Source organism: Actinomycetospora straminea (assembly GCF_028737255.1).
In the GTDB taxonomy this organism is placed as follows: Bacteria; Actinomycetota; Actinomycetes; order Mycobacteriales; family Pseudonocardiaceae; genus Actinomycetospora; species Actinomycetospora straminea.
Genome location: NZ_JAQZAN010000008.1, coordinates 92934 through 111027 on the forward strand (window position 1 = coordinate 92934; position 18094 = coordinate 111027).

General features: G+C 75.4%; 18 protein-coding genes and 1 tRNA gene. 8 read left to right on the plus strand and 11 right to left on the minus strand.

The window, feature by feature from the left end; genetic code table 11:
• The first annotated feature begins 154 nt into the window (after window positions 1-154).
• Entirely contained in the window at window positions 155-1315 is a 1161-nt protein-coding gene (locus tag PH190_RS13200) for a metallophosphoesterase family protein (protein WP_274231979.1), read from the plus strand.
• Window positions 1312-4194 (plus strand): AAA family ATPase, encoded by a 2883-nt coding sequence (locus PH190_RS13205; protein WP_274231980.1) that lies wholly within the window; start codon window positions 1312-1314, stop codon window positions 4192-4194. Before PH190_RS13200 ends, PH190_RS13205 begins: the two co-directional genes overlap by 4 nt.
• 181 nt (window positions 4195-4375) lie before the next feature.
• On the opposite strand, the gene PH190_RS13210 is transcribed toward PH190_RS13205, so the two are convergent.
• From PH190_RS13210 to PH190_RS13220, 3 genes are read right to left on the minus strand one after another with little or no spacing between them, the layout of a single operon-like run.
• Window positions 4376-4879, minus strand: a complete 504-nt coding sequence (locus PH190_RS13210) for a DnaJ family domain-containing protein (protein WP_274231981.1) — start codon at window positions 4877-4879, stop codon at window positions 4376-4378.
• A 12-nt stretch (window positions 4880-4891) separates the two neighbouring features.
• On the minus strand, window positions 4892-5572 hold the full coding sequence (locus PH190_RS13215; protein ID WP_274231982.1) for a 4'-phosphopantetheinyl transferase family protein: 681 nt from the start codon (window positions 5570-5572) through the stop codon (window positions 4892-4894).
• The gene (locus tag PH190_RS13220; protein WP_274231983.1) at window positions 5569-6480 is read right to left on the minus strand and encodes a metallophosphoesterase family protein; all 912 of its coding nucleotides are present in this window, start codon (window positions 6478-6480) and stop codon (window positions 5569-5571) included. Before PH190_RS13220 ends, PH190_RS13215 begins: the two co-directional genes overlap by 4 nt.
• A gap of 119 nt (window positions 6481-6599) precedes the next feature.
• Here PH190_RS13220 and PH190_RS13225 point away from each other — a divergent pair, with 119 nt between their 5' ends.
• The 3 genes from PH190_RS13225 (at window position 6600) to PH190_RS13235 (ending at window position 8924) form a co-directional block, all read left to right on the plus strand.
• Complete coding sequence (locus PH190_RS13225) at window positions 6600-7850, plus strand: adenylate/guanylate cyclase domain-containing protein (protein ID WP_274231984.1); 1251 nt, start codon at window positions 6600-6602, stop codon at window positions 7848-7850.
• A gap of 90 nt (window positions 7851-7940) precedes the next feature.
• Entirely contained in the window at window positions 7941-8399 is a 459-nt protein-coding gene (locus PH190_RS13230) for a hypothetical protein (RefSeq protein ID WP_274231985.1), read from the plus strand.
• On the plus strand, window positions 8400-8924 hold the full coding sequence (locus PH190_RS13235; RefSeq protein ID WP_274231986.1) for a hypothetical protein: 525 nt from the start codon (window positions 8400-8402) through the stop codon (window positions 8922-8924).
• Here PH190_RS13235 and PH190_RS13240 read toward each other — a convergent pair.
• Window positions 8911-9450, minus strand: a complete 540-nt coding sequence (locus tag PH190_RS13240; RefSeq protein WP_274231987.1) for a hypothetical protein — start codon at window positions 9448-9450, stop codon at window positions 8911-8913. The genes PH190_RS13235 and PH190_RS13240 overlap by 14 nt on opposite strands.
• 375 nt (window positions 9451-9825) lie before the next feature.
• Between PH190_RS13240 and PH190_RS13245 the strand changes: the two genes are divergently transcribed.
• Entirely contained in the window at window positions 9826-10575 is a 750-nt protein-coding gene (locus tag PH190_RS13245; protein ID WP_274231988.1) for a GAF and ANTAR domain-containing protein, read from the plus strand.
• Window positions 10576-10621: 46 nt separating this feature from the next.
• On the opposite strand, the gene PH190_RS13250 is transcribed toward PH190_RS13245, so the two are convergent.
• Window positions 10622-10694, minus strand: a tRNA-Asn gene (locus tag PH190_RS13250).
• Between the two features lie 120 nt (window positions 10695-10814).
• Here PH190_RS13250 and PH190_RS13255 point away from each other — a divergent pair.
• Window positions 10815-11099, plus strand: coding sequence for a hypothetical protein (locus PH190_RS13255; RefSeq protein ID WP_274231989.1), 285 nt, complete (start codon window positions 10815-10817; stop codon window positions 11097-11099).
• 1 nt (window position 11100) lies between these two features.
• On the opposite strand, the gene PH190_RS13260 is transcribed toward PH190_RS13255, so the two are convergent.
• The 3 genes from PH190_RS13260 to dnaG are packed head-to-tail and all read right to left on the minus strand — an operon-like array spanning window position 11101 to window position 14314.
• Window positions 11101-11871, minus strand: coding sequence for a trans-aconitate 2-methyltransferase (locus PH190_RS13260; RefSeq protein WP_274231990.1), 771 nt, complete (start codon window positions 11869-11871; stop codon window positions 11101-11103).
• Window positions 11868-12428, minus strand: coding sequence for a hypothetical protein (locus PH190_RS13265; protein WP_274231991.1), 561 nt, complete (start codon window positions 12426-12428; stop codon window positions 11868-11870). Before PH190_RS13265 ends, PH190_RS13260 begins: the two co-directional genes overlap by 4 nt.
• Window positions 12425-14314 carry a DNA primase gene (dnaG, locus tag PH190_RS13270; protein ID WP_274231992.1) on the minus strand — a complete coding sequence of 630 codons (1890 nt, stop codon included), beginning with the start codon at window positions 14312-14314 and terminating at the stop codon, window positions 12425-12427. The genes PH190_RS13265 and dnaG overlap by 4 nt, the downstream gene beginning before the upstream one ends.
• A 235-nt stretch (window positions 14315-14549) precedes the next feature.
• Here dnaG and PH190_RS13275 point away from each other — a divergent pair, with 235 nt between their 5' ends.
• A complete protein-coding gene (locus tag PH190_RS13275; RefSeq protein ID WP_274231993.1) occupies window positions 14550-15341 on the plus strand; it encodes an SDR family NAD(P)-dependent oxidoreductase in 792 nt (263 codons plus the stop codon).
• A gap of 7 nt (window positions 15342-15348) precedes the next feature.
• Here the strand turns inward: PH190_RS13275 and PH190_RS13280 are convergent, their stop codons facing one another.
• From PH190_RS13280 to PH190_RS13290, 3 genes are all read right to left on the minus strand, one after another.
• The gene (locus PH190_RS13280) at window positions 15349-15684 is read right to left on the minus strand and encodes a thioesterase family protein (RefSeq protein WP_274231994.1); all 336 of its coding nucleotides are present in this window, start codon (window positions 15682-15684) and stop codon (window positions 15349-15351) included.
• 88 nt (window positions 15685-15772) lie between these two features.
• A complete protein-coding gene (locus PH190_RS13285) occupies window positions 15773-17425 on the minus strand; it encodes a GMC family oxidoreductase (RefSeq protein WP_274231995.1) in 1653 nt (550 codons plus the stop codon).
• 7 nt (window positions 17426-17432) lie between these two features.
• Window positions 17433-18074 carry a gluconate 2-dehydrogenase subunit 3 family protein gene (locus PH190_RS13290; protein WP_274231996.1) on the minus strand — a complete coding sequence of 214 codons (642 nt, stop codon included), beginning with the start codon at window positions 18072-18074 and terminating at the stop codon, window positions 17433-17435.
• Window positions 18075-18094: the final 20 nt, after the last annotated feature.

An 18094-nucleotide genomic window follows, 5' to 3' on the forward strand; every position in this document is an offset into this window, starting at 1 on the left:
CCAGAAAACCCACCCGCTCGATCGCGCCGGAGAAAGAAGGAACCGGCAAGGCGGCGCCTGCGTCGGACCCTGTGCCGGATCGGGTGCGTGTCGGTGCCCGTCCGGGCCGTGGCGTCGTTCTACCTTCAGGGGTCGAGCAGCGGAGGGAGCAGGCGTGCGGTTCGTGCACACCGCCGACTGGCAGCTCGGCATGACGCGCCGGGTCCTCGGGGCCCGGCCGCCCAAGGAGGCCGCCGGCGGGTTGACCGGCGAGGCCCAGGCCCGGTTCGCCCAGGCCCGGCTCGACGCCGTGTCCGCGCTCGGCCGCCTCGCCGACGAGCGCGACGCCGCGTTCGTCCTCGTCTGCGGCGACGTCTTCGAGTCCAACCTCGTCGGTCCCGACGTCGTCGCCCGCGCGTGCGAGGCGCTGGCGTCGTTCCGCACGCCGGTACTGCTCCTGCCGGGCAACCACGACCCGGCCGACGCTGCTTGCGTGATGCGCCGCCCCGACTTCGTGCGCCGCTGCCCACCGCACGTCACGGTGCTCGACACCCCCGGCGTGCACGAGGTCGCGCCGGGCGTCGAGGTCGTCGCCGCGCCGTGGCGGTCCAAGCACCCGCTCACCGACCTCGTCGGCGAGCAGCTCGCCGCCCTCGACCCGGCGCCGCCGGGCACGCTGCGGGTGCTCGCCGGCCACGGCGAGCTCGACGTCCTCGACCCCGACGACGACGAGCCCGCGCGCATCCGCCGCGACGGCGTGCTCGCGGCGCTGGCCGACGGCCGCGTGCACTACGTGGCGCTCGGCGACCGGCACTCGGCCTGGGTCGACGCCGTCGACGACCGCATCCGCCATCCCGGGACGCCGGAGGTCACCGACTTCGACGAGGTCGACCCGGGCCACGTCCTGGTCGTCGACCTCGACGAGCACGCCGCGCACGTGACCGTCGAGACGGTGGGCGGCTGGCGATTCGTCCGCCACGACGCGGGACTCGACGGTGACGACGACCTCGACGCGCTCGACGCCTCGCTCGGTGCGCTGCCCGACAAGGAGCGCACGGCGGTGCGCCTGGCGCTGGTCGGCACGCTGTCGCTGCGGCAGCGCAGCCGTCTCGACGACCTGCTCGCCGCGCACGGCCACGCGTTCGCCGCGGTCGAGGTGCTCGAGCAGCACTCGGACCTGGCGACGGTCCCCGACGACGCCGACCTCGACGACCTCGATCTCCACGGTTTCGCCGCCGACGCCGCCACCGACCTCTTCGCCGCCGCCGGACGCGAGGACGCCGAGGCCCGCGACGCCCTGCGCCTGCTCCACCGGCTCGTCGGGGGGCCGCGATGAGGCTGCACCGCATCCGCCTGCGCGACTTCCGCGGCGTGCACGACCGCGAGGTCGCCCTCGCCGAGCGCGGGGTCACGGTGCTGCAGGGCGACAACGAGGTCGGGAAGACCTCGACGGTCGCCGCGCTCGACCTGCTCTTCGACGCCGCCGACTCCTCGCGCCGCGCCGACATCCGCGCCGCCCAGCCGGCCGGGGTCGACGCCGGGCCCGAGGTCGAGGCCGAGGTGTCCACCGGCCCCTACCGCTTCGTCTACCGCAAGCGCTGGCTGCGCCGGCCGCGCACCGAGCTGCACGTCCTCGAGCCCGCCCGCGAGCAGCTCACGGGGGCCGACGCGCACGCCCGCGTCACGGCGATCCTCGACGAGACCATGGACCGCGTGCTCTGGCGCGGGCTGCGCGTGGAGCAGCACACCGCGGTCGGGCAGGCCGACCTCGGCGGCCAGGACGCGCTGACCCGCGCGCTCGACCGCGCCGCGTCGGGCACGGGTGGCACGGCGCGCCCCGACCCCACCGCCGACGACGGGCTGGTCGAGCGCGCCTGCGAGGAGCTGCGCCGCTACCGCACGCCCAGCGGCCGGGCCACCGGCGAGCTGCGCACCGCCGAGGTGCGCCTCGCCGACGCCGAGGTCGAGCACGAGCGCTGCCGGGCCGCGCTGGAGGCCGTGGAGCGCGACGTGGCCGCCCGCGACCGGCTCGACGCCGACGCCGCGGGCGTCCGGAGCCGGCGCCTCGCCCACGCCGCCCAGGTCGCCGAGCTCGAGGACCGCTGGGCCGGGCTGCAGTCGCGGCTGCGGGAGGTCGAGACGGAGCGCGGGCGGGCGGTGCTGGCCCGCGAGCGCGCGGAGACCGCCCGCGAGCGCCGGGAGGCGCGCGACGTGCTGGTCGCCGCGGTGGAGGCCGACGCCGCGGTGCTCGCGCGCGCCGAGGAGGCCCGCGACGCCCACGACGCCGAGCACACCGCGGCCCGCGACGAGCGCGACGCCCTCCGCGCCGCCGACACCGCGGCCCGCGAGGAGGCGGCCGCCGCCCGCCGGGCCGCCGACGAGGCCGCGCGGGACGTCTCCGCCGCGCGCGACCGCGCCGAGCTCGCCGACCTCGCCGAGCGCCTGCGCCGGGTCGAGGAGGCCGAGTCCGGGCTCGCTGCCGCCGAGCGCGTGCTCGCGGCCGCCACGGTCGGCCCCGACGACCTCGACGCGCTCGAGGACCTGGCCCGCGACCTCCTGCGCGCCGAGGCCGCGCGCGACGCCGCCGCCACGCGCGTCGAGCTCACCGCGCCGGCGGAGCTGACGATCGAGGTCGACGGCGAGCCGGTGACGCTCGCGCCCGGCGAGACACGCTCGCTGCCCGTGGCGGGGTCGCGGGCGGTGGTGGTGCCCGGGGTGCTCGACGTGCGCGTCCGCCCCGGCCACGACGAGGCCGGTCGCGACGACGTCGTGCGCGCGTGCGCCCGCGCGCTGGAGGAGCGGTGCGCGGGTCTGGGCGTCGCCGACCTCGAGGCCGCCCGCGCCGCCCGACGCTCCGCCGACGACGCGGCCCGGCGGGCGGCGGAGCACCGCGCGGCACGGGACCGCGAGGTCGCGGGCCACGGCAGCACCGCGGCCCTGCGTCAGGCCCACGACGCGGTGCGGGGGCGGCTGGACGACGACCTCGGGCACGGGGACGACCTGTTCTCGGTCGCCGAGGCCACCACCGAGCCGGTCGGTGCCGCCGACCTCGCGGCGCTGCGGCACGCGTCCGACACCGCGCGCGCGGCCGCGGACGACGCGGCTCGCCGGGCCGACGAGGCCGGGGCGGCGTGCCGGGCCGCCGAGGACGCGGTGCGCGGGGCCGAGACGCGCGCGGCGGTGCTCGCCGAGCGGGCGGCCGACGCGCGCCACGCCCACGCGCGCCGGGCCGAGGAGCTGCGCGCCGCCCGCGCCGCGGAGCCGGACGCCGACCTCGCGGCCGCCGAGGAGGATCGCCGGGCCCGGGCGCGGGAGGCCGAGCGGGAGCACGAGTCGCTGGCCGCGGCGCTCGCGGACGACGACCCGGAGACCGTCGAGGCGCGGGTGGTGAACGCGCGGGCGGTCGACGAGCGCCTCGCCGCCGAGGCCGCCCGCCTCGAGCGCGAGCACGCCGAGACCACCGGGCGCCTGCAGGCCGCGGGCCTCGAGGGCTGGCACGACGAGCTCGCGGCCGCCGCGACCGAGCTCGAGGCCGCGGTCCGCGACCACGACGCCGTCGCCCGCCGGGCCGCCGCCGCGCGCCGGCTGCACGAGACCCTCGCGCGCCACCGCGACCGGGTCCGCCGCTCCTACGTCGCCCCGTTCCGGGCGCAGGTCGAGCGGCTGGCGCGGATCGTGTTCGGGTCGTCGCTGTCCCTGGAGATCGACGAGGACCTCCGCATCACCCACCGCACGCTCCACGGCACGACGGTCGCGTTCAGCGCGCTCTCCAGCGGCGCGCAGGAGCAGCTGGGGCTGTGCGCGCGCCTGGCCTGCGCCGCGCTGGTGGACCCGGCGGACGGGGTGCCGGTGGTCATCGACGACGCCCTCGGCCACACCGACCCCGAGCGCCTCGCCCGGCTCGGCGCCGTGTTCACCGCGGCGACCGCCGGCGAGGGTGCCGCGCAGGTCGTGGTGCTGACCTGCACCCCGGAGCGCTACCACGGCATCGGCGCCGCCACGGTCGTCCCGCTCGCTCCGTCCCGCCGCCCCGACGACCGCGACCGGATGCACGATCGCGACCACGCCGAGGTCGGCGACCACCGCGACGCCGACCGCGACGACCACCGCGACGACCACCGCGGCGACCACCCCGCCGCCCCGGCCGCCGACGACACCCCGGCCCGCGCGCCGGGCACGGTCGTCGACCTGCCGCGCGCCCCGCGCGCGGGCTGACCTCCCGGGACGGCGCTGGCGTCCGCGTCCGCGCCGGCCCGACGGACCCGACGGACCCGACGGCCGCGTAAGAGCGGATGACGTCACCACCCGCCGCGAGCCGGCGCCACGACCAGCTCGAGCGAACGGGGAGTTCGAACGCCTAGAAGCAGCGAACAGCGCGTTCGCTGCTACCCCCCGCTCAGCCGCGCCCGAACACCCGCCGCCACCACGACCGCCGCGAGACGGACGCCGACGCCCGCGCCGCCGGTTCCGCCACCGCAGGCTCCAGCACCGCCCGTCGCCGCGCCCGCTCCTCCCGCCAGCGCGCCACGACCTCGTCCGAGCGCGGCATGGGCACGGCGACCTGCGGACCGTCGGGGAAGCGCAGCCAGGCGGCCACGCGCGCGGCGAGGGCGGCAACGGTGTCGCGGACCTCGCGCTCGGTCTCCATGTCCCGCACGGTCTCGGGCAGGCGGTCGATCTCGCGGCGCAGCCGCAGCGGCGTCGGCAGCAGGACGTCGTTCGGGATGCCCTCGCGCTCCAGGTAGGAGCGCAGCCACCAATTCTCCTCGTACGGGCGGTTGAGCCCGGGCAGGGGCCGGCCGGCGCCGCGCAGCCCGTCGAACTTGCCCTCGTCCTGGGCGTCGCGGATGCGCTGCTCGACGATCGACTCGTAGCTCTCCCAGTACCCCTCGTCCCGCATCGCGACCCGAGGCTACGGAGAACCGGCCGGCAGGGCGATCGCGGTGATCACCAGCCCGTCGCGCACCACCCAGCGCCCGGCGAACCCCGTCACCTCGCGCCCGTCCACCACCGGCCCGGGCACGCGCAGCCCCGCCCGGAACGTGCCGTCGGCGGACGGGACCAGCTCGGCCTCCTCGAACCCGAGCCAGCGCCCGGTCAGCGGGAACCACGCCTTGTAGACGCTCTCCTTGGCGCTGAACAGGAGCTTGTCCCACCGCACGTCGGGCACGTCCCGCGCCAGCGCGGCGAGCACCGCCCGCTCGCGCTCGTCGGACACCGCCTCGAGCACCCCGTCGGGCAGGGCGACGTGCGGCTCGGCGTCGAGGCCGACGCTGCGGACCTCGTCGCGCCAGGCGACGGCCGCGCCCCGGAACCCCGCGCAGTGCGTGATCGCGCCGACCACGCCCTCGGGCCAGATCGGGGCGCGCTTCTCCCCCACCGGGATCGCCGCGGCAGGGGCACCGAGCCGGCTCAGGGCGTCGCGCGCGCAGGTCCGGGCCGTCGTGAACTCCGCGCGCCGCGTGGCGACCGCGCGCGCCACCGCGGCCTCCTCCTCCGGCGCGAGCACGGCCGACGGGTCGTCGTCGGCCCGGGCCACCGCCACCACCGAGCCGGGCAGGAGGTCGGCGAGCGCGTCGGTCGGGGCCGTCACGACCGGGCCCAGTTCCGGCGCTGCTCGGCCGCCCAGGCGGTGAACGGGTCGGGCTCGGCGACCTCCCGGGCGGGCAGGATCTCCCGCAACGCGCCGCGCACGAGACCGTGGCGCTGCCACTCGCGGGGATAACCGACCGAGACCTCCTCGCACCGCACGCCGTCCTCCCAGGTCGTGCGGGGGATGTGGAGGTGGCCGTAGACGACCGCGGCCGCGTCGTGGCGCACGTGCCAGTCGGCGGTGGCGGTCGTGCCGCACCAGAGCGCGAACTCGGGGTGGCGCAGGATGCGGGTGGGGTGCGGGGTCAGCGGCCAGTGGTTGACCAGCACCGTCGGCATCCCGGCCGGCCGCTCGGCGAGGCGCGCCTCGGTCCGCGCGAGGCGGTCGGCGCACCAGGCGGCGGGGTCTGCGAACGGGTCGCTCGACATGAGGATCTCGTCGGTGCACACGACCCCGGCCTCGCGGGCGACCTCGAGCGCCTCCGCGTTCGACGCGGACGCGGGGATCGAGGGCGGGCGCACCGAGTAGTCGTAGAGCAGGAACATCGGGCACACCAGCGCCGGGCCGCCCTCCCCGTCCCACACCGGCCACGGGTCCTCGGGCGTGAGCACGCCGAGTCCCCTCGCGGCCTCGACGAGGTGGTCATAGCGCGCGGGACCCACGAGGTCGACCTCGTCGCCCGGCGGCGTCCACAGCTCGTGGTTGCCCGGCACCCAGATCACCCGCGCGAAGCGCTCGGCGAGGACGCCGAGGGCCCAGGTCACGGTGTCGACGCGGTCGCCCACGTCCCCGGCGACGATCAGCCAGTCGTCGGGGTGGGTGGGGTGCAGCTCGCGGACCAGGTCCTCGTTCTCCGAGCGGTTGACGTGCAGGTCGCTCGTGGCCAGCAGGCGCGGGCCGCTGCTCATGAATCCTCCCGATCTCCCCGACCCGTCCACGGTACGGACCTCGCGAGCACCCGGCCGAGCCGTCGTGAGCCGTCTCCCACGGCGAGCAGGAGATGTCGGGTCGGGGTCGCGCTGGCACCATGAGCCGGGTGCCGCCGCGCCACCGCCCGTCACTGCCGCTGCCGGCGCGCATCCGTTCGGTCATGGCCGAGGGCGACTACGAGCGGGCCGGGCTCCTCGACGGGCTCACCGGCGACGCGCGGCGCACGCGGGTCTCGGTGCTGGAGTCGCTCGCCGCGGACGGGGTCGCGTTCGACACCATGCGCGACGCGATCGAGCGCGACCGCCTCGGGCTGCTGCTGCTCGAGCGCACGCTGCGACCCGAGGACGGGCACTCGCTCACCGACGTCTGCCGCCTCACCGACGTCGACATCGACGTCGTCCGACGCTGGTTCCAGGCCCTGGGCCGCCCGCTCGCGCCCGACCCCGACGACCCGATCTACACCGACGAGGACGTCGAGATCGCCGAGCGGATCCACCGCTACCGCGGCCTGGGCTTCAGCGACGAGGAGATGATGCCGGTCGTCCGGGCGATCGGTCGAGGCGTGCTCAACATCGCCGACGCCCTCGGCGGGCTGCTCGGCGAGGCCCTCCTGCGCCCCGGGGAGCCCGAGCCGGAGGTGGCGCTGCGCTACGCCGCCGAGGCCCGGCGCATCGTCGAGGAGGACTCGCTGCACCTCGTCCACCTCGTGGCCGCCGCCCTCGCCGACCGCATCCGCTCGCACGCGCTGGCCGTCGAGGAGTCGAGCGCGGGCCGGCTGCAGGGCGCGCAGGACGTCACCGTCTGCTTCGCCGACCTCGTCGGGTTCACCGACCTCGGCGAGTCCGTCTCCGCGGTCGAGCTGAGCGAGGTCGCCGAGATGCTCTCGGCGTGCGCGACCGAGGTGGCCTCCTCACCGGTCCGGCTGGCCAAGGTCATCGGCGACGCGGTCATGCTCGTCTCCCCCGACCCGACCGCGCTGGTCCACGCCGCCGTCGCACTCGTCGAGGCGTGGTCGGCCCCCGACGACGGGCGCCCGGCGCTGCGGGTGGGCGTCGCCCGGGGCATCGCGGTGCCGCGCGCGGGCGACTGGTTCGGGCCGCCGGTCAACCTCGCCAGCCGCGTCACCGAGACCGCGCGCCCCGGCGAGGTGACGGTGACCGCGGCCGTCCACGACGCCGTCCTCGCCGCGGCGCAGGACGGGGAGCCGGACGGGGTCGAGCCCCTCCGCTTCCGGACGGCCGCACCTCGCAAGTTCAAGGGTGTGCGCGGAGCGCAGCGGCTGTACAGGGTGCAGCGTCGCCCGAACGGTGCGGGTCGCCGCGGCACGCGCACCGATCCGGTGAAGTAAGGCGTTTCGCCGATTGGCCACTAGGCCGTACGGACTACCTCCGGTGCGGAACGTCGGGAACGACCGACGTCCGGCACAAGGAGCGATGACGTGGAAACGAAGACCAAGAGGCGTCTCGGCGCCGTCGTCGGGGGGATCGCGCTCGCCTGCGTCGCGGGTGTCGCGCTCGCCGCGTGGCTGTCCAGCGGGGCCGGCACGGCCGAGGGCAGCTCGACCCAGGCCGTCAACTCGACGATCACGCCCACGACCGGCGCCACGGGCCTCTACCCCGGGGCGACGACGACGGCGACCGTCACGATCAACAACCCGAACCAGTACCCGGTGACCGTGGCCTCGGTGTCGCCGGGCAGCTCGAACGCCACGAGCGGCAACTGCCCCGCCGGCACCGTCACCACCACCGGCCTGACCAACCCGGCCGGCACCATCGCCCCGGGCGCCACCGGCACGTACACGCTGCAGGCGAAGATGATCGCCAACCCGGACAACGCCTGCCAGAACCAGACGTTCGTGCTGCCGCTCACCGCGAGCCTGGCCTCCGCGGCGCAGTAGGTGTCCCCCCTCGGACGCGCCCGCTGGTCGTCCGGGCGACGGGTCTCGTGGCGGTGGTGGGCACGACGCCTGCCGACCGTCGGCGTCGTCGGCGTCGCCGTGCTGCTGGGCGCCGGGCTCGCCTCGGCGGCCTGGCTGTCGAGCGGCGGCGGCACGGCGTCGTCGCGGGCCGGCCAGGCCCTGCCGCCGACGACGACCGTGGTGCCCGGCACGGCGTTCACCACGAACCTGCTCTACCCGGGCACCAGCGGCGACGTGAAGATCACCGTCAACAACCCGAACGTCTACCCCGTCAGGGTCACCTCGGTCGCCCCCAACGGCGCCCCGACGGCGGCCGGCGGGGTGGGGACGTGCGCGACCACCGGCGTCAGCCTCACCGCGGCCTCGCCGGGGACCGCGATCCCCGCCACCGGGTCGGCGACGCTGACGCTCGCGGGCGCGGCGTCGATGACCAGCGCCTCGGAGACCGGATGCCAGAACGCGACCTTCGCCATCCCCGTGACCGTCGCGATCACGAGCGCATGAGCCGGCGCGGCCTCCTCGCCGCCGTGGTCGTCACGCTGCTGCTCGCGGGCGGCGGCGTGGCGACCGCGGGCTGGCAGACCACGAACACCGGCACCGCGACGGCCCGGGCCGGGCAGATCGAGGTCCCGACCGGCGTCGCGATCGGCACGGTCACGTGCACCACGAGCGGGCTCGTCACCACGGCGACCATCCCCGTGAGCTGGAACGCGGTCAGCGGCGCGGGCCAGTACACGGTGGAGTCGACCCGGCCGCTCGGCATCGGCGCACCGCCGCCGAAGACCGTGAGCGGCACGTCCACGACGCTGACCACCACGTCGACGCTGACGCCCATCACCGTCCGCGTCACCGCGAGCGCCGGCAGCTGGACCAGCGCGCCGAGCGCGCCGGTGCAGAAGCCCGTGACGTGCTCCGGCACCACCGTGAGCACGACCACGACCCCATCGACGACGCCGCCGGCGACGCCGACCACCACCACGACCACCGGGCCGGTCCCGACCACGACGCCGGCGCCCACCACGACCACCACGACCCGCTGAGCAGCGCGGACGGTGTCGCGATGATGGTGGGCCGGAGGGCCCGCTCCCCAGCTGCCTGGTCCGGCCCACCATCTCGCCGTCGGTGCCCCCCGGGGCACCGGACCGCCGGGACGTCGTCACCGGCTCGGAGCAGAGCGTGGCCGACGCCGGGTGGCCGGCACCAGGGCCGCGCGCCCAGCTTCACTCGACACGGGGACGGATTCACTCGACCCGGTGGGGCCCGGCCCCTCGCCGGCGCCGAACTCGGGATGGACAGTCAACGCACAAGATGTACGGTCGGGTCACAGGTCGACCCTCCGGCCCGCCCGGCGCGCACGTGCCCCAGGGCCGTGGCCGCTCGCCCCCGAGGTGAGGACATCCGTACCGTGTACGACCCGGATCACGAGACGCTGGTCAAGGCGCTGCGGCAGGCCGCGGAGCAGCTCACCGAGAACCGCAGCATCCGCGACCTCGAGACGACGGTCTCGAAGCTCGTGCACGCGGCGGTCACCACCATCCCCGGGGCCTCCGGCGGCGGCATCTCCCGCACCGAGCTGGGCACGGTGCGCTCGAGCCACGCGACCGACGAACGGATCTACGAGCTCGACCAGCTCCAGTCCGACCTCGGCCAGGGCCCCTGCATCACGGCCGCGGACGACCCGCCCGAGACCGGGGTCGTGACGGCCACCGACCTCGCCGGCGACGACGCCGCACGCTGGCCGGAGTTCGCCCCGCGCTGCGTGCGGGCCGGGCACCGCTCGCTGATGTCGGTGCAGCTGTCCCTGCACGGCGAGCGCCGCTCGGCACTGAACATCTACAGCCACGACCCGGGCGTGTTCGACACCTCGGCGCAGCTCACCGCCGGGCTGTTCGGCCTCCAGGCGGCGGTGCTGCTGCACGGCGCGGACCACGCCGCCCACCTCGGCCACGCGCTGGAGAGCCGGGACACGATCGGGCAGGCCAAGGGCATCCTCATGGAGCGCTTCACCGTCGACGACGACGAGGCGTTCCAGATGCTCGTCAGCTCCTCGCAGGAGACCAACATCCGCCTGGTCGACGTGGCGCGCTGGCTCACCGAGGAGGCCGCGGCGCGGCGCGCCGAAAACCAGCGCCGCGCACCGCACGACCGTCGCTGAGAACGGGGTCACACCCGGTCGAGAATGCCGCGACCTGGGGAGAGGGCTCCTCCGACTGGACTCGAACCAGTAACCCTTCGATTAACAGTCGAATGCTCTGCCGATTGAGCTACGGAGGACTGCCGACGCCCGGCACCGGCGGCCGGACGGGGTACACGTTACCGCACGGGGCTCACCGCCTTTCCCCGCGGGGTGGGGCAGGATGGGCCCGCACGAGACGTCGCGGAGGAGAACGCCTGATGATGATCCCGTTCCTGCTGGGTGCCGGTGTGGGCTACGTGCTCGGCACGCGGGCCGGGCGCGAGCGCTACGAGCAGCTCTCGCGCGCCTACCGCCGCGTCGCCGACCACCCGAGCGTCCAGGGGGCGGCTGGCGTGGCCCGCGCGAAGGCCGGCGAGGCCGTCCAGACCGGTGTGGCCATGGCCCGCGAGCGGGTGGCGCCGTCCGGCGGCGCGGCGGGCGGCCCCGCCGGCGGCGGGCCCTCGGCGCCCGGCCGGTCGACCACGAACGGCACCGGCCGGTAGGTCAGGCGCCGAGCACCGCGAAGACGCGCCGGAACCCGAACCAGGTGACGCCGGCGTCGTCGGGCGGGTAGGCGTCGCGCAGGCGGGGCGCGAGCTCCGCGCGCAGGCGCTCCCACCCGGCGTCGTCGAGCGCGTCGCGCACCGGGCGCAGGGTGGTGCCCGCGATCCAGTCGCCGACCGGGTCGTCCCCGGTCAGCGGGTGCAGGTACGTCGTCTCCCAGCAGTCGACGACACCGCCGGGACGCGCGGCCGCCAGCAGCCGCGCGTACTCCGCAGGCTCGCCGACGCCGTACCCGGGCAGGCCCTCCGGGACGAGGCCGGCCCACGCCGGGCTCGCCAGGAGCTCGCGCGGGATCGTGTGCGACGGCGAGCGCTCGTTGCCCGGCACCTGCACCGCGAGCCAGCCACCCGTGGGAAGCTCCCCGGCCCAGCGCGTCAGGAGCTCGCGGTGCTCGGGCACCCAGTGCAGCACCGCGTTGGTGACCACGACGTCGGTGTCCGGGCCCGGCGCGAAACCGCGGACGTCGGCGAGCTCGGCGTCCACCCCGTGCGCGCGCGCCGCGGCGACCATGTCCGGCGACGCGTCCGACGCTCGCACCCGCGCCCGCGGCCAGCGCTGCGCGAGCAGGCCCGTCAGGTGCCCGGGGCCGCAGCCGAGGTCGACGACCTCGCGCGGCGCGCTCGCGCCGATCCGGGCGACGAGGTCGAGGAACGGGCGGGCCCGGTGGTCGTCGTGGCGGCGGTAGAGCGCCGGGTCCCAGGTGAGGGTCACGGCCGGCCGGTCTGACCCGCGTCCCGCAGCTTCTCCCCCACCCCCGCGGCGACGGTGCGCACGACCTCCGGGTCGGTGCCGGGGTCGGGGCGCACGTGCAGCACGATCCCGGCGCCGGGCACGCGGCGCTGCACGAACCAGGCCCCGCCGTCGCCGAGGTCGTGGTGCTGGCTGTCCTTGACCGCCTCGGTGACGCGGCGGTGCACGGTCTCGGGGAGCCTGCCGGGGGTGGTCAGCGGGACGCGGCGGGCGGCGCGGTCGGCGAGCAGGACCACCCCGCCCGCGAGGTCCTCGACCTCGTCGGCCTCGATCACCTCGAGCGCCCCGGACGCCCACGTCGCCTTCGTGACGAGGTGCCAGGCGACCCGGTGCGCGCCCTCCCCCGACGCCGCGGGCGGCAGCCAGAGCCCCAGGTCGGTGGCGAGCACGATCGAGCCGCGCGGACCGCGACCGTCGGCGATCACCCGCTCGCCCTCGTCGAGCGTGCCCGCAAAGCCCTCGGGCACCGGCTCGCGTCCCGTGAGCAGGGCGGTGAGCCGGTCGCGCACGCCGCTCACAGGGAGACCGCCCCGGTCGCCTGGTCGCGCAGGGCCTTCTTGTACTGCTCGAGGGCGACGAGGTCGCCGTAGAGCTCGTGGTACTCGTCGGCGTCGCCGATCGGCGAGAGCCGCTGCAGCCGCGACTTGATCTCCGAGACCTGGCGCTCGACGAGCGTGCCCTGCAGCGCGCTCATCATCGAGGTGATGTAGCGGTGCTCGTCGGGCTCGCGGGTCTGGAGCGGTTCGACGGCGAGCTCGTGGACCAGCGACCGGTAGCCGCTCGGCACCTCGGCGCCGACGGCGGAGATCCACGCCGAGCCCGACCACCCCGCCGACGTCCCCCCGGCGGCGAGCACCGCCCGGTGCACCGCGAGGTAGGCCTCGTTCGAGAACGCGTCCTCGGGCAGCGAGTCGTACAGCGGGCCGGCGAGGGCCGGCGCCTGCAGCGCGGCCTTGAGCACCTCGCGCTGCACGCGCAGGCGCGGGTCGTCGCGGCCGGGCAGCGCGGGCCCGTCGGTGCCCCGGCCCTGCGGCTTGCGCGGCGCCCGGCGGGCGGGGGCGTCGACCGGCGCACCCGCCGTCTCGCGCACCCGGCGCACCACCTGCGCCTCGTCGGTCCACCCGACCCAGCCCGCGAGCCGGCGGGCGTAGCCGTCGCGGAGGTCCTCGCGGCGGATGCGGGCGACCTCGGGGACGGCGCGCTGCAGCGCCGCGACCTGGCCCTCGACGGTGCCGAGGTCGTGCTCGTCGAGGATCGCCCGGATGATGAAGCTGAACAGCGGCGCCCGCTGGGCGACCAGGTCGCGCAGCGCGATCTCGCCGCGGCGCTGCCGCAGGTCGCAGGGGTCCATGTCGTCGGGGGCGACGGCGATGTAGGTCTGGGTGGCGAACTGCTGGTCGCCCTCGAACGCCTTGCGCGCGGCGGCCTGTCCGGCGGCGTCGCCGTCGAAGACGTAGATGACCTCGCCGCGGTCGAACGAGTCGTCCATCAGCAGGCGGCGCAGCACCGCGACGTGGTCGTCACCGAACGCGGTGCCACAGCTCGCGACGGCGGTCCTCACGCCGGCGAGGTGCATGGCCATGACGTCGGTGTAGCCCTCGACGATCACCGCCTGGCGGGTCTTCGCGATCTCCCGCTTGGCCTTGTCGAGCCCGAAGAGCACCTTCGACTTGTGGTAGACGGGCGTCTCGGGGGTGTTGAGGTACTTGGCCTCGATGCGGTCGTCGTCGAACAGCCGGCGCGCGCCGAAGCCGACGACGTCGCCGCCGAGGTCGCGGATCGGCCAGAGCAGCCGCCGGTGGAACCGGTCCATGTAGCCGCGCTGGCCCGGCCGCGAGAGCCCCGCCTTCTCGAGCTCCTCGAGCGTGTAGCCCTGGGCGAGCAGGTGCTTGGTGAGCCGGTCCCACCCCGACGGCGCGAACCCGCAGCCGAAGTCCTCGGCGGCGGCCTGGTCGAAGCCGCGCTCGGCGAGGAACTCGCGGGCCTTCTGCGCCTCGCCCGGGGCGCGCAGCTGCTCGGCGTAGAACTCGGCGGCGAGCTTGTTGGCCGCGAGCAGGCGGCTGCGCGTGCCGCGGTCCTTCTGGACGCTCGACCCGCCGCCCTCGTAGGTCAGGCGGTAGCCGACACGGTCCGCGAGCTTCTCCACGGCCTCGACGAAGCCCAGCTGCTCGATCTTCATGATGAAGTCGATGACGCTGCCGCCCTCGCCGCAGCCGAAGCAGTGGAACGTCCCGTGGGTGGGGCGGACGTTGAACGACGGCGTCTTCTCGTCGTGGAACGGGCAGAGGCCCTTCACCGACCCCGCGCTCGCCCGGCGCAGCGCGACGTACTCGCCGATGACCTCGTCCACCCGGTTGCGGTCGCGCACCTCCGCGATGTCCGCGTCCCGGATGCGCCCCGCCATGGCCCCAGTCTAGGACGCCGCCGCCGCGCTCCGGCCCGGACGGCGGATGTCCCGACGGCGACACCGGCGCGGGGTGGTCCGGGGGTGGCAGCGAGGGCGTCCCTCGCTGCGTCCCACGCAGCCAGGGCGTCCCTCGCTCCACGAGGTGGGGACGACGCGGGGACGTGTGGGGAAGCTCGGCGCGCCTCGCCCCGTTGCTCCCCCAGCACGTCAGCGACGCCGAGGAGGCACCAGCATGCAGCTCGACCTGTCCGGACGGACCGCGCTGGTCACGGGCTCGACCGGGGGCATCGGGCGGGCGATCGCCGTCGACCTCGCCCGCGCCGGTGCGCGGGTGGTCGTCAACGGCCGCGCCCAGGAGCGGGTGGACGAGGCCGTGGCCGCGATCCGCGAGGAGACCGGCGGCGAGGTCGTCGGGGTCGCCGCGGACGTCACCACCGCCGAGGGCGCCGCGGCGCTCGCGGCCGCCGAGCCCGACGTCGACGTGCTGGTCAACAACCTCGGCATCTTCGGCGCCCAGCCGGCGCTGGAGATCAGCGACGACGACTGGCGCCGCTACTTCGAGGTCAACGTCCTCGCCGCGACGCGCCTCATCCGCACCTACCTGCCCGGCATGACCGCTCGCGGCTGGGGCCGGGTGCTCGACATCGCCAGCGACTCGGCCGTCGTCATCCCCGCCGAGATGATCCACTACGGGATGTCGAAGACGGCCCTGCTCGCGGTGTCCCGGGGCTTCGCCAAGGAGGCCGCCGGCACCGGCGTCACCGTCAACTCCGTGATCGCCGGACCCACGCACACCGGGGGCGTCGAGGGGTTCGTGCGCGAGCTCGTCGGCGACGACCTGCCGTGGGACGAGGCGCAGCGGAGGTTCATGGTCGAGTACCGCCCGCAGTCGCTGCTGCAGCGCCTCATCGAGCCCGAGGAGATCGCGCACCTCGTCACCTACCTGGCCTCGCCGCTGGCGTCGGCCACGACGGGCGCGGCGGTGCGCGTCGACGGCGGGTACGTGGACTCGATCGTGCCCTGACGGAGCGCTAGTGGAAGGTGGCCCGGTCGACGACGACCCGGTCGATCTCGCCGTCGGCGACGTAGTGCCCGTCGCCGTCGATGGCGCTGACGTCGAAGGTGAGCCGGTCGCCGTCGGTGGTCAGGGTGGCGTAGACGTCGACGGCCCCGCCCACCGGCGTCGGACGCCGGTGCCGCACGCGGATCGCCGCGCCGACGGTGGTCTGCTCCGGGCGCAGGCGCGGGGCGGCCTCGGCCACGGTCTCCGCCTCGAGCCACGCGATCAGCCGCGGCGTGCCGAGCACGGGCACGTCGCCACTGCCCAGGGCGATGGCGGTGTCGTCGTCGCTGACCGTGTACCTCATCGCGGCGATGGTAGGTCCGGGTGCGCCTCCGACGCACGTGAGCACTTTCGCGTGCCCTGGCACGCGAAAGTGCTCACGAGACCGGAGGTCACATGGTCGGCGCGTCGGCGTTGCTCGGCGTCGTCCGCTGCGCGGTGATGTGGTCGACGTTGCGCAGGATGTACTCGCCCGTGCGCTGCGACAGTGCCCCGATCGTCGAGGTCGGGTTGACCGCCGCGCCGGTGGTCAGCGTGCTGCCGTCGACGACGAACAGGTTCGGGACGTCCCAGGTCTGGCACCACTTGTTGAGCACCGAGTCGTCGGGGGTGTTGCCCATCCGGCAGGTGCCCATGAGGTGCCAGCCGGGCGGCGGGTAGAGCACGCCGGTGTCGTTGGTCTCGACCGCCCCGACCGCCCGCGTGGCCTCGAAGATCTTCTCGATGCCGTACTCGGCGAGCGCGACGTCGTTGGGGTGCAGCGCGTAGTCGACGTGCGCGGCCGGCAGCCCCGAGGAGTCCGTGACGTCCGGGTCGAGCGTGACGCGGTTCGACTCCACCGGCAGGTCCTCGCCGAACATGAAGACCATGAGGTGGTTGGCGAAGTGCCCGTCGAAGAACTCGCGGTGCTCCGCGCCCCACGGTGCGGTGTAGCCGGTGTGCGTCCCCATCGCGGCGTAGGCGGGCCCGAAACTGCGCGCGACCTGCATGCCGAATCCGTTGACGAATCCCCGGCTGACGTCGGTGTGGTAGAACTCGTGCGAATAGAGCGGCGCGCCGAACGCGCCCTTGAAACCCTCGATGGGCTCGTCGAACCACGAATCGCAGAACGCGAACACGTGGTGCATCAGGTACTTGCCGACGATGCCGTTCGCGTTCGCCAGCCCGTCGGGGTGGCCCTTCTGCGCGCTCTGCAGCAGCAGGCGCGGCGAGCCGATGCCGTTGGCGGCCAGCACCACGATCTTCGCCCGGATCTCGTGGCGCCGGCCGGTGAGGCGGTCGACGTACGTGGCCCCGGTGGCCTTCCCGCCGTCGGCGTTGATCGTCTCGACGCGGGCCAGGGTGCGCAGGTCGGCGCCGGCACGGATGGCGTAGGGCCAGTGGGCGTTGGCCGGCGTGGACAGCGAGCCGGTCGGGCTGCCGGAGAGCTCGTTGCCCATGGCCTGGTCGGCCTCGCGGTTCTCGCGCGGCACGGTGATGATCGCGTTGTCCGACGGCCACCAGTGCCAGCCCAGGTCGCGCGACGCCTTCGCGTACTTCAGCCCGAGCTTGCCGGGCAGCACCTCGGGGTCGCGGACGGCCTGCTTGCGGTCCGGGTAGGACGGGTCGCCGATGCGCCCGGAGATGCCGTAGATCTCGTCGTTCTCGTCGTAGAACGGGGCGAGGTCCTCGTAGGAGATCGGCCAGTCGATCGTCCCCTCGAGGCCGTGCTCGGTGCCCTTGCGGAAGTCGACGGGCTTGTAGCGCGGCCAGTGCCCCGCGTAGTGCACGGTCGAGCCGCCGACGTTGTTCATCATGTAGGGCGTCGTGGTGCCGGTGACCGGATAGTCCTCGGGCAGCTGCCGGACGTTGGGGTCGTAGGCCCAGCCGCGCTGCTTCTCCAGCTCCCACTCGTCGTGGTAGTGCGGGTGCTCGCTCGGTTTGACCCACGGTCCCTGCTCCAGGCACACCACCTTGACGCCGGCCCTGGCCAGCTTGAGCGCGATGCCGGCCCCGCCCGGGCCCGCCCCGATCACCAGGACGTCGGTCTCCTCGTATGCGGCCATCGTCGCCTCACTTCGTCCAGGACAGCTGGGAGAGGTCGACGCGCACGACCTCGTCGGTCTCGAGGTAGGAGCCGTGCTCCTGCGCCTGGGTCAGCAGCTCCTCGTCCCAGGGCTCGGTGGTCTGCAGGTAGCCGTAGGGCAGCGGCGGGCCGTGGTAGTCGCGGCCGGCGGGGAGGTTGCGGTTGATCGCGAGCGTGACGACCGGGCGCGAGTAGTAGCCGTAGTAGACGAGCGCGCGCAGCTGCTCGAAGAGCGGGTCCTCGGCCTGCTCCAGCGCGGCGATCGCCGCGGTCCTGTCGTCGGGCGAGCCGTCCACGAACGCCTGCCCGAGCCGGTCGAGGCCGGCCGTGAACGCGTCCTCCTCGGCGAAGGGGAAGTGCTTGGTGCGGTAGCCGCTGGGCGTCACGTAGCGGCCGACGAACGTCACGAGGTCGAGCTCGCTCGCGGTCGGCCACCGCGGGTGCGGCGGGATGAGGGTGTCGGCGGCAGCATCGATCACCGCGGCCTGCAGGTCGGTGAAGCGGACCGGTTCCTGCAGCCCGCCCAGGCGCGGCCGGCCGGTCTCGAAGAAGCCGCCCGCCTCCCCCGGCGTGGCCGTCGTCTCGGGTGCGCCGTACGGCGCGGGCTTCTCCCCGAGGGCGTTGTTCACGACGTTCTCCCCTCTGCGTT

Coding starts and splice junctions, on each gene's coding strand:
- PH190_RS13220 (WP_274231983.1), bottom strand. CDS start 6,480: ATGAGCAGCGGCCCGCGCCTGCTGGCCACGAGCGACCTGCACGTCAAC.
- PH190_RS13205 (WP_274231980.1), top strand. CDS start 1,312: ATGAGGCTGCACCGCATCCGCCTGCGCGACTTCCGCGGCGTGCACGAC.
- PH190_RS13255 (WP_274231989.1), top strand. CDS start 10,815: ATGATGATCCCGTTCCTGCTGGGTGCCGGTGTGGGCTACGTGCTCGGC.
- PH190_RS13225 (WP_274231984.1), top strand. CDS start 6,600: ATGAGCCGGGTGCCGCCGCGCCACCGCCCGTCACTGCCGCTGCCGGCG.
- PH190_RS13285 (WP_274231995.1), bottom strand. CDS start 17,425: ATGGCCGCATACGAGGAGACCGACGTCCTGGTGATCGGGGCGGGCCCG.
- PH190_RS13210 (WP_274231981.1), bottom strand. CDS start 4,879: ATGCGGGACGAGGGGTACTGGGAGAGCTACGAGTCGATCGTCGAGCAG.
- PH190_RS13280 (WP_274231994.1), bottom strand. CDS start 15,684: ATGAGGTACACGGTCAGCGACGACGACACCGCCATCGCCCTGGGCAGT.
- dnaG (WP_274231992.1), bottom strand. CDS start 14,314: ATGGCGGGGCGCATCCGGGACGCGGACATCGCGGAGGTGCGCGACCGC.
- PH190_RS13275 (WP_274231993.1), top strand. CDS start 14,550: ATGCAGCTCGACCTGTCCGGACGGACCGCGCTGGTCACGGGCTCGACC.